A 9,990-nucleotide genomic window follows, 5' to 3' on the forward strand; every position below is an offset into this window, starting at 1 on the left:
CCAATCGCGATGGACGACGGTCTGCGTTTCGCTATCCGTGAAGGTGGCCGTACTGTAGGCGCCGGCGTGGTTGCTAAAGTTATCGCTTAATTCCGATAGCTGATATGAAAAATGAAAAGGGTGCTTCGGTACCCTTTTTTATTGCCCCATAGAAAAATTGAAATAAAAACCATTCTTATTTACAATGTGGCAAGTTGATTAAAAAATGAGTTGCTCACATATGTATGTCTGCCTGTGCAATGCCGTTTCCGATAAAGTCATTCGACAGGTGGTGCGCCAGCACCAACCACAGTCGTTGAAACAGCTGAAGCAATTTGTGCCGGTAGGCACGGCATGTGGCAAATGTATCCGTCAGGCTCGGCTTATTCTGGAAGAAGAAACAGCAAAAAATGCGCAATTGCATCAAGTCGCATGACTGGAGCAGGACATTCTTTTGACTCTGTGTTGGTCGCTTCTACACTTTTTAATACTGAAGCGGAGGAGCAAGTCATGAAAGGCGATAAGAATGTCATTACATATCTGAATAAACTGTTGGGTAATGAGTTGGTTGCAATCAACCAGTACTTTCTTCATGCCCGCATGTTTAACAACTGGGGACTCAAACGTCTTAACGATCATGAGTATCATGAGTCGATTGACGAAATGAAACATGCGGATCGCTACATTGAACGTATTCTGTTTCTGGAAGGTGTCCCTAATCTACAAGATCTCGGTAAACTTAATATCGGTGAAGATGTCGAAGAGATGCTACGCTCAGACCTGGCGCTGGAGCTTGAAGGTGCAAAAAATTTGCGCGAAGCAATCGCCTATGCCGATTCTGTGAGGGATTATGTTAGCCGAGATCTGATGATTGATGTGCTCTCTGATGAGGAAGAACACATTGATTGGCTAGAAACTGAGCTGGAGTTGATTGCGCGCTTGGGTATTCAAAACTATTTGCAAGCGCAATTAAAAGCAGAATGATTTTTCCATCCTATGTTCGCTGCAAAGTTAAGAAGATGGTTGTCCCGTTGAGGGCTGGAGTAAATCATCACCTCGAACTTTCGATTGCTTCCTGAGCAAATTTGCGTATAATGCGCGGGCTTACCTGAAATGGTAAGCCTGATTCGTATGAATCTGCAGGCAGGTACCCGATACCCGCCGAACAATACTCCCGATATGGGGGTTATGTACTGAACGATTACACTCCCCCATCAATCGTAATGGGTGTGAGGAGTAATTATTTTCGTTTATAAAATAATTGGAGCTCTGGTCTCATGCAGAACCAAAGAATCCGTATCCGCCTGAAAGCGTTTGATCATCGTCTGATCGATCAATCAACTGCGGAAATCGTCGAGACTGCCAAGCGCACTGGTGCGCAGGTCCGTGGTCCGATCCCGCTGCCGACCCGCAAAGAGCGCTTTACCGTTCTGATCTCCCCGCACGTTAACAAAGACGCGCGCGATCAGTACGAGATTCGCACTCACAAGCGTCTGGTTGACATCGTTGAGCCAACCGAGAAAACCGTTGATGCTCTGATGCGTCTGGATCTGGCTGCCGGTGTAGACGTGCAGATCAGCCTGGGTTAATCAGGTCATTGAGCGATTGAGAGGTTGAAACAATGATTGGTTTAGTCGGTAAAAAAGTGGGTATGACCCGCATCTTCACTGAAGAAGGCGTTTCTATCCCCGTAACCGTAATCGAAATTGAAGCAAACCGCGTGACTCAGGTTAAAACCCTGGAGAACGACGGATACCGTGCTGTTCAGGTGACCACTGGCGCTAAAAAAGCTAACCGTGTAACCAAACCGGAAGCCGGTCACTTCGCTAAAGCTGGCGTTGAAGCTGGTCGTGTTCTGCGTGAATTTCGTCTGGCTGACAGCGAAGAATTCGCGGTAGGACAAGACATTAGCGTTGAAATTTTCGCTGACGTTAAGAAAGTAGACGTTACCGGTACTTCTAAAGGTAAAGGCTTTGCCGGTACCGTTAAGCGCTGGAACTTCCGTACTCAGGATGCTACCCACGGTAACTCCTTGTCTCACCGTGTTCCGGGTTCTATCGGTCAGAACCAGACTCCGGGTAAAGTGTTCAAAGGCAAGAAAATGGCAGGCCAGCTGGGTAACGAACGTGTAACCGTTCAGAGCCTGGACGTAGTACGTGTTGACGCTGAGCGCAACCTGCTGCTGGTTAAAGGTGCAGTCCCGGGTGCAACCGGTAGCGACCTGATCGTTAAACCGGCTGTGAAGGCGTGAGGAGATAGCAATGGAATTAGTATTGAAAGACGCGCAAAGCGCGCTGACTGTTTCCGAAACTACCTTCGGTCGTGATTTCAACGAAGCGCTGGTTCACCAGGTTGTTGTTGCTTATGCAGCAGGTGCCCGTCAAGGTACTCGCGCTCAGAAGACCCGTGCTGAAGTAACTGGTTCCGGTAAAAAACCGTGGCGTCAGAAAGGCACAGGCCGTGCGCGTTCTGGTTCTATCAAGAGCCCGATCTGGCGTTCTGGTGGCGTGACTTTCGCAGCCAAGCCGCAGGATCACAGCCAGAAAGTAAACAAAAAGATGTACCGCGGCGCGCTGAAAAGCATCCTGTCCGAACTGGTACGTCAGGATCGTCTGATCGTTGTCGAGAAGTTCTCTGTTGAAGCACCGAAAACCAAGCTGCTGGCTCAGAAACTGAAAGAACTGGCGCTGGATGACGTGCTGATCATCACCGGCGAACTGGATGAGAACCTGTTCCTGGCCGCTCGCAACCTGTACAAGGTTGACGTACGCGACGTGGCAGGCATCGATCCGGTAAGCCTGATCGCCTTCGACAAAGTGGTTATGACTGCTGATGCTGTTAAGCAAGTTGAGGAGATGCTGGCATGATTCGTGAAGAACGTCTGCTGAAAGTATTGCGCGCGCCGCACGTTTCTGAAAAAGCGTCTACTGCGATGGAAAAAAACAACACCATCGTACTCAAAGTTGCTAAAGACGCGACTAAAGCAGAAATCAAAGCTGCAGTACAGAAACTGTTTGAAGTCGAAGTCAATGACGTCCGCACCCTGGTTGTTAAAGGGAAAGTAAAACGTCACGGACAGCGTATCGGTCGTCGTAGCGACTGGAAAAAAGCTTACGTCACCCTGAAAGAAGGCCAGAATCTGGACTTCATCGGCGGCGCAGAGTAAGTCGGAGGAGTAAGAACAATGGCAGTTGTTAAGTGTAAACCGACATCTCCGGGTCGTCGCCACGTTGTTAAAGTGGTTAACCCTGAGCTGCACAAGGGCAAACCATATGCCCCGTTGCTGGAAAAAAACAGCAAAAGCGGTGGCCGTAACAACAATGGTCGCATCACCACTCGTCACATCGGTGGTGGTCACAAACAGCAGTACCGTATTGTTGACTTCAAACGCAACAAAGACGGTATTCCGGCTGTAGTTGAGCGTCTGGAGTACGATCCGAACCGTTCCGCGAACATCGCGCTGGTTCTGTACAAAGACGGCGAACGCCGTTACATCCTGGCGCCGAAAGGCCTGAAAGCAGGTGACCAGATTCAGTCTGGTGTTGATGCTGCAATCAAAACCGGTAACACCCTGCCGATGCGTAACATCCCGGTCGGTTCAACGGTTCACAACGTAGAAATGAAACCAGGTAAAGGCGGCCAGTTGGCTCGCTCTGCCGGTGCTTACGTTCAGATCGTTGCTCGTGAAGGTGCCTACGTTACCCTGCGTCTGCGTTCTGGCGAAATGCGTAAAGTCGAATCTGACTGCCGCGCAACGCTGGGCGAAGTTGGCAATGCTGAGCATATGCTGCGCGTTCTGGGTAAAGCAGGTGCTACACGCTGGCGTGGTGTTCGTCCGACCGTTCGCGGTACTGCGATGAACCCGGTTGACCACCCGCACGGTGGTGGTGAAGGTCGTAACTTTGGTAAGCACCCGGTTACCCCGTGGGGCGTTCAGACCAAAGGTAAGAAGACCCGCAGCAACAAGCGTACTGATAAATTCATCGTACGTCGCCGTACTAAATAATTTTAGAGGATAAACCATGCCACGTTCTCTCAAGAAAGGTCCATTTATCGACCTGCACTTGCTGAAGAAGGTAGAGAAAGCGGTGGAAAGCGGTGACAAGAAGCCCCTGCGCACCTGGTCCCGTCGCTCAACGATCTTTCCAAACATGATCGGTTTGACCATCGCTGTCCATAATGGTCGTCAGCACGTTCCGGTATTCATCTCTGACGAGATGGTCGGGCATAAGCTGGGTGAATTCGCGGCAACTCGTACTTATCGCGGCCACGCGGCTGATAAAAAAGCCAAGAAGAAATAAGGTAGGAGGAAGAGATGGAAACTATCGCTAAACATCGCCATGCTCGTTCTTCTGCTCAGAAGGTTCGCCTGGTGGCTGACCTGATTCGCGGTAAGAAAGTGTCGCAAGCTCTGGATATTCTGACCTATACCAACAAGAAAGCTGCTGGTTTGGTCAAAAAAGTACTGGAGTCTGCCATTGCTAACGCAGAACACAACGATGGCGCTGACATTGACGATCTGAAAGTTGCGAAAATTTTCGTAGACGAAGGCCCGAGCATGAAACGCATTATGCCGCGTGCTAAAGGTCGTGCGGATCGCATCCTGAAGCGTACCAGCCACATCACTGTGGTTGTGTCCGATCGCTGAGACTCTGGAGACTAGCAATGGGTCAGAAAGTACATCCTAATGGTATTCGCCTGGGTATTGTCAAAACTTGGAACTCTACCTGGTATGCCAATACCAAAGAATTCGCTGACAACCTGGACAGCGATTTTAAAGTTCGCCAGTACCTGAACAAGGAACTGGAGAAAGCCTCCGTTTCTCGCATCGTTATCGAGCGTCCGGCTAAAAGCATTCGTGTGACTATTCACACTGCTCGTCCGGGTATCGTTATCGGCAAGAAAGGTGAAGACGTTGAAAAACTGCGTAAAGGCGTAGCGGATATCGCTGGCGTTCCAGCGCAGATCAACATCGCTGAAGTTCGTAAGCCTGAACTGGACGCAAAACTGGTTGCTGACAGCATCACTTCTCAGCTGGAACGTCGTGTTATGTTCCGTCGCGCGATGAAGCGTGCTGTTCAGAACGCCATGCGTCTGGGCGCTAAAGGTATCAAAGTTGAAGTTAGCGGTCGTCTGGGCGGCGCTGAAATCGCACGTACCGAATGGTACCGCGAAGGTCGCGTTCCGTTACATACGCTGCGCGCTGACATCGACTACAACACCTCTGAAGCGCACACCACTTACGGTGTCATCGGTGTGAAATTGTGGATCTTCAAAGGTGAGATCCTGGGTGGTATGGCTGCCGTTGAACAACCGGAAAAACCGGCTGCTCAACCGAAAAAGCAGCAGCGTAAAGGCCGCAAGTAAGGAGAGTCGCTGAATGTTACAACCAAAGCGTACAAAATTCCGTAAAGTGCACAAAGGCCGCAACCGTGGTCTGGCTGCCGGTACGGATGTGAGCTTCGGCACTTTCGGTCTGAAAGCTGTTGGCCGCGGTCGCCTGACTGCTCGTCAAATCGAAGCTGCACGTCGTGCTATGACTCGTGCTGTTAAGCGTCAAGGTAAGATCTGGATCCGTGTATTCCCGGACAAACCGATTACTGAAAAGCCGCTTGAAGTGCGTATGGGTAAAGGTAAAGGTAACGTAGAGTATTGGGTTGCCTTGATTCAGCCAGGTAAAGTCCTGTACGAAATGGACGGGGTGCCGGAAGAGTTAGCCCGTGAGGCATTCGAACTGGCAGCAGCGAAACTGCCGATCAAAACCACCTTTGTAACTAAGACGGTGATGTAATGAAAGCAAAAGAGCTGCGTGAAAAGAGCGTTGAAGAGCTGAATACCGAACTGCTCGGACTGCTGCGTGAACAGTTCAATCTGCGCATGCAGGCTGCCAGCGGTCAGCTGCAACAAACTCACCTGTTGAAGCAAGTGCGTCGTAATGTCGCACGCGTTAAGACTTTACTGACTGAGAAGGCGGGTGCGTAATGACCGATAAAATCCGTACTCTGCAAGGTCGTGTTGTTAGTGACAAAATGCAGAAGTCTGCTGTTGTTGCTATTGAGCGTTTCGTGAAACACCCGATCTACGGTAAATTCATCAAGCGCACGACTAAGCTGCACGTGCATGACGAGAACAACGAATGTGGAATTGGTGACGTGGTTGAAATCCGCGAATGCCGTCCGCTGTCCAAAACCAAATCTTGGACGTTGGTTCGCGTTGTAGAGAAAGCGGTTCTGTAATACAGTAAGCGCTCTCAAATAAAATAAACGGCTCAATCTGTTGAGCCGTTTATTTTTTCTACCCATGTTGAGAAAGCAGTGTTATAATGCTGCGCCCTTAATTATGGGGGTTTTTTAACGACCTATTATAGGTCCCATAAGTAGTAGTTGACATTAGCGGAGCACTAACATGATCCAAGAACAGACTATGCTGAACGTGGCCGATAACTCCGGTGCACGTCGCGTAATGTGTATCAAGGTTCTGGGTGGCTCGCACCGTCGCTACGCAGACGTAGGCGACATCATCAAAATCACCATCAAGGAAGCAATTCCTCGTGGCAAGGTGAAAAAAGGCGATGTGCTGAAGGCGGTAGTGGTGCGCACCAGGAAGGGTGTTCGTCGCCCTGACGGTTCTGTCGTTCGCTTCGATGGCAATGCTTGTGTTCTTCTGAACAATAACAGCGAGCAGCCGATCGGTACGCGTATTTTTGGGCCGGTAACTCGTGAGCTGCGTTCTGAGAAGTTCATGAAAATTATCTCTCTGGCACCAGAAGTACTGTAAGGAGCGAACCATGGCAGCGAAAATCCGTCGTGATGACGAAGTTATCGTGCTGACCGGCAAAGATAAAGGTAAGCGCGGTAAGGTGAAAAATGTCCTGTCTGCTGGCAAGGTCATTGTTGAAGGTATCAACCTGGTTAAAAAACATCAGAAGCCTGTTCCGGCTCTGAATCAACCAGGCGGCATCGTTGAAAAAGAAGCTGCTATTCAGGTTTCTAACGTTGCAATCTTCAATGCGGCAACCGGCAAGGCGGACCGTGTAGGCTTTAGATTCGAAGACGGTAAAAAAGTCCGTTTCTTCAAGTCTAACAGCGAAACTATCAAGTAATTTGGAGTAGTACGATGGCGAAACTGCATGATTACTACAAAGACGAAGTAGTTAAAAAACTGATGACTCAGTTTAACTACCATTCTGTCATGCAAGTCCCTCGGGTCGAGAAGATCACCCTGAACATGGGTGTTGGTGAAGCGATTGCTGACAAAAAACTGCTGGATAATGCGGCAGCTGATTTGACAGCTATCTCCGGTCAAAAACCGTTGATCACCAAAGCACGCAAATCTGTTGCAGGCTTCAAAATCCGTCAGGGCTATCCGATCGGCTGTAAAGTAACTCTGCGTGGCGAACGCATGTGGGAGTTCTTTGAGCGTCTGATTACCATTGCTGTGCCGCGTATCCGCGACTTCCGCGGTCTGTCCTCGAAGTCATTCGATGGCCGTGGTAACTACAGCATGGGCGTGCGTGAGCAGATCATCTTCCCGGAAATCGACTATGACAAAGTCGATCGCGTTCGTGGTTTGGATATTACCATTACCACCACTGCGAAAACCGATGATGAAGGCCGTGCTCTGCTGGCTGCCTTTAACTTCCCGTTCCGCAAGTAAGGTAGGGTTACTAATGGCTAAGCAATCCATGAAAGCACGCGAAGTCAAACGCGTGAAACTGGCTAACAAATTCTTCGCTAAACGCGCTGAACTGAAGGCTATTATTTCTGACGTGAACGCCTCCGACGAAGATCGTTGGGATGCTGTTCTGAAGCTGCAGACTCTGCCGCGTGATTCCAGCCCGTCCCGTCAGCGTAACCGCTGCCGCCAGACTGGTCGTCCGCACGCTTTCCTGCGGAAGTTCGGGTTGAGCCGTATTAAGGTCCGTGAAGCCGCCATGCGCGGTGAAATTCCGGGCCTGAAAAAGGCTAGCTGGTAATTGTCACCAATTGAATCACGGGAGTAAAGACAGATGAGCATGCAAGATCCGATCGCGGATATGCTGACCCGTATCCGTAACGGTCAGACCGCGAACAAAGTTGCGGTCACCATGCCTTCCTCCAAGCTGAAAGTGGCAATTGCCAAAGTGCTGAAGGAAGAAGGTTATATCGAAGATTACAAAATCGAAGGCGACACCAAACCAGAACTGGAAATTTCTCTGAAATACTTCCAGGGTAAGGCTGTGGTAGAGAGCATTCAGCGTGTAAGCCGTCCTGGTCTGCGCATCTACAAACGTAAAGATGAGCTGCCAAAAGTTATGGCCGGTTTAGGTATCGCGGTTGTTTCTACCTCCAAAGGTGTGATGACTGATCGTGCAGCTCGCCAGGCTGGTCTTGGTGGCGAGATTATCTGCTACGTAGCTTAATCGGGAGGAAAGAATGTCTCGTGTTGCAAAAGCACCCGTCGTCATTCCTGCCGGCGTAGAGGTAAAACTCAACGGTCAGGATATTTCGATTAAGGGTAAAAACGGCGAGCTGACCCGCAAAGTCAATGCTGCTGTAGAAGTTAAACAGGCTGATAACGTGCTGACTTTCGCTCCGCGTGAAGGTTTTGCCGATGGCTGGGCTCAGGCCGGGACTACTCGTGCTCTGTTGAACAGCATGGTTATCGGTGTTACCGAAGGCTTCACCAAAAAGCTACAGCTGGTAGGTGTAGGTTATCGTGCGGCTGTGAAAGGTAATGTGGTGAATTTGGCCCTAGGCTTCTCTCACCCGATCGATCACGAGCTGCCAGCAGGTATTACCGCTGAATGTCCGTCTCAGACTGAAATCGTACTGAAAGGTGCTGATAAACAGCTGATCGGTCAGGTAGCTGCTGACCTGCGCGCTTACCGTCGTCCTGAGCCTTATAAAGGTAAAGGTGTCCGTTACGCCGATGAAGTCGTGCGTATCAAAGAGGCTAAGAAGAAGTAAGGTAACACTATGGATAAGAAATCAGCTCGTATCCGTCGTGCAACCCGCGCACGTCGCAAACTCCGTGAACTGGGTGCGACACGTCTGGTGGTACATCGTACCCCTCGTCATATTTATGCGCAGGTTATCGCATCGAACGGTTCTGAAGTCCTGGTAGCCGCTTCTACTGTAGAAAAAGCTATCGCTGAACAACTGAAGTATACCGGTAACAAAGACGCAGCTGCAGCTGTAGGTAAAGCTGTTGCTGAACGCGCTCTGGAAAAAGGCATCAAAGGTGTTTCTTTTGACCGTTCCGGTTTCCAATATCATGGTCGAGTCCAGGCACTGGCAGATGCTGCCCGTGAAGCTGGCCTTCAGTTCTAGGTAGAGGTGTAAGATGGCTCACATCGAAAAACAAGCTGGCGAACTGCAGGAAAAGCTGATCGCGGTAAATCGCGTATCTAAAACCGTTAAAGGTGGTCGTATTTTCTCCTTCACCGCACTGACTGTAGTGGGTGATGGTAATGGCCGCGTAGGTTTTGGTTACGGTAAAGCACGCGAAGTTCCGGCAGCGATCCAGAAAGCGATGGAAAAAGCCCGTCGCAATATGATGAATGTCGCGCTGAACAATGGCACTCTGCAGCACCCGGTTAAAGGTGCTCACACAGGGTCTCGTGTGTTCATGCAGCCAGCTTCCGAAGGTACCGGTATCATCGCCGGTGGTGCAATGCGCGCCGTTCTGGAAGTTGCAGGGGTTCACAACGTATTGGCTAAAGCCTATGGTTCCACCAACCCGATTAACGTGGTTCGTGCAACTATTGATGGTCTGGCCAACATGAAGTCCCCGGAAATGGTCGCTGCCAAGCGTGGTAAATCCGTTGAAGACATTCTGGGGTAATTGACCATGGCAAAGACTATTAAAATTACTCAAACCCGTAGTGCAATCGGTCGTTTGCCGAAACACAAGGCAACGCTGCTTGGCCTGGGTCTGCGTCGTATTGGTCATACCGTTGAGCGTGAAGATACGCCAGCAGTTCGTGGTATGGTCAACGCGGTTTCCTATATGGTTAAAGTGGAGGAGTAA

22 protein-coding genes and 1 pseudogene are annotated in these 9,990 nt (G+C 50.0%); all 23 read left to right on the forward strand.

The window, feature by feature from the left end; all coding sequences use genetic code 11:
• A pseudogene (locus Dpoa2040_RS07865) lies at positions 1 to 90 on the forward strand (elongation factor Tu); the annotation flags it as partial.
• Between the two features lie 130 nt (positions 91 to 220).
• A complete protein-coding gene (gene bfd, locus Dpoa2040_RS07870) occupies positions 221 to 415 on the forward strand; it encodes a bacterioferritin-associated ferredoxin (protein ID WP_168640934.1) in 195 nt (64 codons plus the stop codon).
• Between the two features lie 74 nt (positions 416 to 489).
• Positions 490 to 963 (forward strand): bacterioferritin, encoded by a 474-nt coding sequence (gene bfr / locus Dpoa2040_RS07875; protein WP_042873109.1) that lies wholly within the window; start codon positions 490 to 492, stop codon positions 961 to 963.
• A 293-nt stretch (positions 964 to 1,256) separates the two neighbouring features.
• The gene (gene rpsJ, locus Dpoa2040_RS07880; protein ID WP_001181005.1) at positions 1,257 to 1,568 is read left to right on the forward strand and encodes a 30S ribosomal protein S10; all 312 of its coding nucleotides are present in this window, start codon (positions 1,257 to 1,259) and stop codon (positions 1,566 to 1,568) included.
• A gap of 32 nt (positions 1,569 to 1,600) precedes the next feature.
• Complete coding sequence (rplC, locus tag Dpoa2040_RS07885) at positions 1,601 to 2,230, forward strand: 50S ribosomal protein L3 (RefSeq protein ID WP_042873107.1); 630 nt, start codon at positions 1,601 to 1,603, stop codon at positions 2,228 to 2,230.
• 10 nt (positions 2,231 to 2,240) lie between these two features.
• On the forward strand, positions 2,241 to 2,846 hold the full coding sequence (rplD, locus tag Dpoa2040_RS07890) for a 50S ribosomal protein L4 (RefSeq protein ID WP_012764041.1): 606 nt from the start codon (positions 2,241 to 2,243) through the stop codon (positions 2,844 to 2,846).
• Positions 2,843 to 3,145, forward strand: a complete 303-nt coding sequence (rplW, locus tag Dpoa2040_RS07895) for a 50S ribosomal protein L23 (RefSeq protein ID WP_009111205.1) — start codon at positions 2,843 to 2,845, stop codon at positions 3,143 to 3,145. The genes rplD and rplW overlap by 4 nt, the downstream gene beginning before the upstream one ends.
• An 18-nt stretch (positions 3,146 to 3,163) precedes the next feature.
• Positions 3,164 to 3,985: a 50S ribosomal protein L2 gene (gene rplB, locus Dpoa2040_RS07900; RefSeq protein WP_042873106.1), complete on the forward strand. Its 822-nt coding sequence runs from the start codon at positions 3,164 to 3,166 to the stop codon at positions 3,983 to 3,985.
• Positions 3,986 to 4,001: 16 nt separating this feature from the next.
• The gene (rpsS, locus tag Dpoa2040_RS07905; protein ID WP_042873105.1) at positions 4,002 to 4,280 is read left to right on the forward strand and encodes a 30S ribosomal protein S19; all 279 of its coding nucleotides are present in this window, start codon (positions 4,002 to 4,004) and stop codon (positions 4,278 to 4,280) included.
• Between the two features lie 14 nt (positions 4,281 to 4,294).
• The gene (gene rplV / locus Dpoa2040_RS07910; protein WP_012764045.1) at positions 4,295 to 4,627 is read left to right on the forward strand and encodes a 50S ribosomal protein L22; all 333 of its coding nucleotides are present in this window, start codon (positions 4,295 to 4,297) and stop codon (positions 4,625 to 4,627) included.
• A 17-nt stretch (positions 4,628 to 4,644) separates the two neighbouring features.
• The gene (rpsC, locus tag Dpoa2040_RS07915; RefSeq protein WP_042873103.1) at positions 4,645 to 5,346 is read left to right on the forward strand and encodes a 30S ribosomal protein S3; all 702 of its coding nucleotides are present in this window, start codon (positions 4,645 to 4,647) and stop codon (positions 5,344 to 5,346) included.
• Positions 5,347 to 5,359: 13 nt separating this feature from the next.
• Positions 5,360 to 5,770, forward strand: coding sequence for a 50S ribosomal protein L16 (gene rplP / locus Dpoa2040_RS07920; protein ID WP_012768106.1), 411 nt, complete (start codon positions 5,360 to 5,362; stop codon positions 5,768 to 5,770).
• Positions 5,770 to 5,961 (forward strand): 50S ribosomal protein L29, encoded by a 192-nt coding sequence (gene rpmC, locus Dpoa2040_RS07925; RefSeq protein WP_012764048.1) that lies wholly within the window; start codon positions 5,770 to 5,772, stop codon positions 5,959 to 5,961. Before rplP ends, rpmC begins: the two co-directional genes overlap by 1 nt.
• A complete protein-coding gene (gene rpsQ, locus Dpoa2040_RS07930; RefSeq protein ID WP_035344537.1) occupies positions 5,961 to 6,215 on the forward strand; it encodes a 30S ribosomal protein S17 in 255 nt (84 codons plus the stop codon). The genes rpmC and rpsQ overlap by 1 nt, the downstream gene beginning before the upstream one ends.
• Positions 6,216 to 6,384: 169 nt before the next feature.
• Positions 6,385 to 6,756, forward strand: a complete 372-nt coding sequence (rplN, locus tag Dpoa2040_RS07935) for a 50S ribosomal protein L14 (RefSeq protein ID WP_042873099.1) — start codon at positions 6,385 to 6,387, stop codon at positions 6,754 to 6,756.
• Between the two features lie 10 nt (positions 6,757 to 6,766).
• Positions 6,767 to 7,081, forward strand: coding sequence for a 50S ribosomal protein L24 (gene rplX / locus Dpoa2040_RS07940; protein ID WP_015962142.1), 315 nt, complete (start codon positions 6,767 to 6,769; stop codon positions 7,079 to 7,081).
• A 14-nt stretch (positions 7,082 to 7,095) separates the two neighbouring features.
• Complete coding sequence (gene rplE / locus Dpoa2040_RS07945; protein ID WP_042873097.1) at positions 7,096 to 7,635, forward strand: 50S ribosomal protein L5; 540 nt, start codon at positions 7,096 to 7,098, stop codon at positions 7,633 to 7,635.
• A gap of 13 nt (positions 7,636 to 7,648) precedes the next feature.
• Complete coding sequence (gene rpsN, locus Dpoa2040_RS07950; protein ID WP_042873095.1) at positions 7,649 to 7,954, forward strand: 30S ribosomal protein S14; 306 nt, start codon at positions 7,649 to 7,651, stop codon at positions 7,952 to 7,954.
• 33 nt (positions 7,955 to 7,987) lie between these two features.
• Positions 7,988 to 8,380: a 30S ribosomal protein S8 gene (gene rpsH, locus Dpoa2040_RS07955; RefSeq protein ID WP_042873092.1), complete on the forward strand. Its 393-nt coding sequence runs from the start codon at positions 7,988 to 7,990 to the stop codon at positions 8,378 to 8,380.
• Between the two features lie 13 nt (positions 8,381 to 8,393).
• Positions 8,394 to 8,927: a 50S ribosomal protein L6 gene (gene rplF / locus Dpoa2040_RS07960; protein ID WP_042873090.1), complete on the forward strand. Its 534-nt coding sequence runs from the start codon at positions 8,394 to 8,396 to the stop codon at positions 8,925 to 8,927.
• Positions 8,928 to 8,936: 9 nt separating this feature from the next.
• A complete protein-coding gene (gene rplR / locus Dpoa2040_RS07965; protein ID WP_168640923.1) occupies positions 8,937 to 9,290 on the forward strand; it encodes a 50S ribosomal protein L18 in 354 nt (117 codons plus the stop codon).
• Between the two features lie 13 nt (positions 9,291 to 9,303).
• Positions 9,304 to 9,804, forward strand: a complete 501-nt coding sequence (gene rpsE, locus Dpoa2040_RS07970) for a 30S ribosomal protein S5 (RefSeq protein WP_012768115.1) — start codon at positions 9,304 to 9,306, stop codon at positions 9,802 to 9,804.
• Positions 9,805 to 9,810: 6 nt separating this feature from the next.
• On the forward strand, positions 9,811 to 9,990 hold the full coding sequence (rpmD, locus tag Dpoa2040_RS07975; RefSeq protein ID WP_004846568.1) for a 50S ribosomal protein L30: 180 nt from the start codon (positions 9,811 to 9,813) through the stop codon (positions 9,988 to 9,990).

The sequence above is a fragment of the Dickeya sp. CFBP 2040 genome (genome assembly GCF_012273755.1).
GTDB lineage: Bacteria > Pseudomonadota > Gammaproteobacteria > Enterobacterales > Enterobacteriaceae > Dickeya > Dickeya poaceiphila.

Bases quoted from the DNA above. Each gene is read 5' to 3' on its own strand.
- bfd (WP_168640934.1), top strand. From the start codon at position 221: ATGTATGTCTGCCTGTGCAATGCCGTTTCCGATAAAGTCATTCGACAG.
- bfr (WP_042873109.1), top strand. From the start codon at position 490: ATGAAAGGCGATAAGAATGTCATTACATATCTGAATAAACTGTTGGGT.
- rpsJ (WP_001181005.1), top strand. From the start codon at position 1,257: ATGCAGAACCAAAGAATCCGTATCCGCCTGAAAGCGTTTGATCATCGT.
- rplC (WP_042873107.1), top strand. From the start codon at position 1,601: ATGATTGGTTTAGTCGGTAAAAAAGTGGGTATGACCCGCATCTTCACT.
- rplD (WP_012764041.1), top strand. From the start codon at position 2,241: ATGGAATTAGTATTGAAAGACGCGCAAAGCGCGCTGACTGTTTCCGAA.
- rplW (WP_009111205.1), top strand. From the start codon at position 2,843: ATGATTCGTGAAGAACGTCTGCTGAAAGTATTGCGCGCGCCGCACGTT.
- rplB (WP_042873106.1), top strand. From the start codon at position 3,164: ATGGCAGTTGTTAAGTGTAAACCGACATCTCCGGGTCGTCGCCACGTT.
- rpsS (WP_042873105.1), top strand. From the start codon at position 4,002: ATGCCACGTTCTCTCAAGAAAGGTCCATTTATCGACCTGCACTTGCTG.
- rplV (WP_012764045.1), top strand. From the start codon at position 4,295: ATGGAAACTATCGCTAAACATCGCCATGCTCGTTCTTCTGCTCAGAAG.
- rpsC (WP_042873103.1), top strand. From the start codon at position 4,645: ATGGGTCAGAAAGTACATCCTAATGGTATTCGCCTGGGTATTGTCAAA.
- rplP (WP_012768106.1), top strand. From the start codon at position 5,360: ATGTTACAACCAAAGCGTACAAAATTCCGTAAAGTGCACAAAGGCCGC.
- rpmC (WP_012764048.1), top strand. From the start codon at position 5,770: ATGAAAGCAAAAGAGCTGCGTGAAAAGAGCGTTGAAGAGCTGAATACC.
- rpsQ (WP_035344537.1), top strand. From the start codon at position 5,961: ATGACCGATAAAATCCGTACTCTGCAAGGTCGTGTTGTTAGTGACAAA.
- rplN (WP_042873099.1), top strand. From the start codon at position 6,385: ATGATCCAAGAACAGACTATGCTGAACGTGGCCGATAACTCCGGTGCA.
- rplX (WP_015962142.1), top strand. From the start codon at position 6,767: ATGGCAGCGAAAATCCGTCGTGATGACGAAGTTATCGTGCTGACCGGC.
- rplE (WP_042873097.1), top strand. From the start codon at position 7,096: ATGGCGAAACTGCATGATTACTACAAAGACGAAGTAGTTAAAAAACTG.
- rpsN (WP_042873095.1), top strand. From the start codon at position 7,649: ATGGCTAAGCAATCCATGAAAGCACGCGAAGTCAAACGCGTGAAACTG.
- rpsH (WP_042873092.1), top strand. From the start codon at position 7,988: ATGAGCATGCAAGATCCGATCGCGGATATGCTGACCCGTATCCGTAAC.
- rplF (WP_042873090.1), top strand. From the start codon at position 8,394: ATGTCTCGTGTTGCAAAAGCACCCGTCGTCATTCCTGCCGGCGTAGAG.
- rplR (WP_168640923.1), top strand. From the start codon at position 8,937: ATGGATAAGAAATCAGCTCGTATCCGTCGTGCAACCCGCGCACGTCGC.
- rpsE (WP_012768115.1), top strand. From the start codon at position 9,304: ATGGCTCACATCGAAAAACAAGCTGGCGAACTGCAGGAAAAGCTGATC.
- rpmD (WP_004846568.1), top strand. From the start codon at position 9,811: ATGGCAAAGACTATTAAAATTACTCAAACCCGTAGTGCAATCGGTCGT.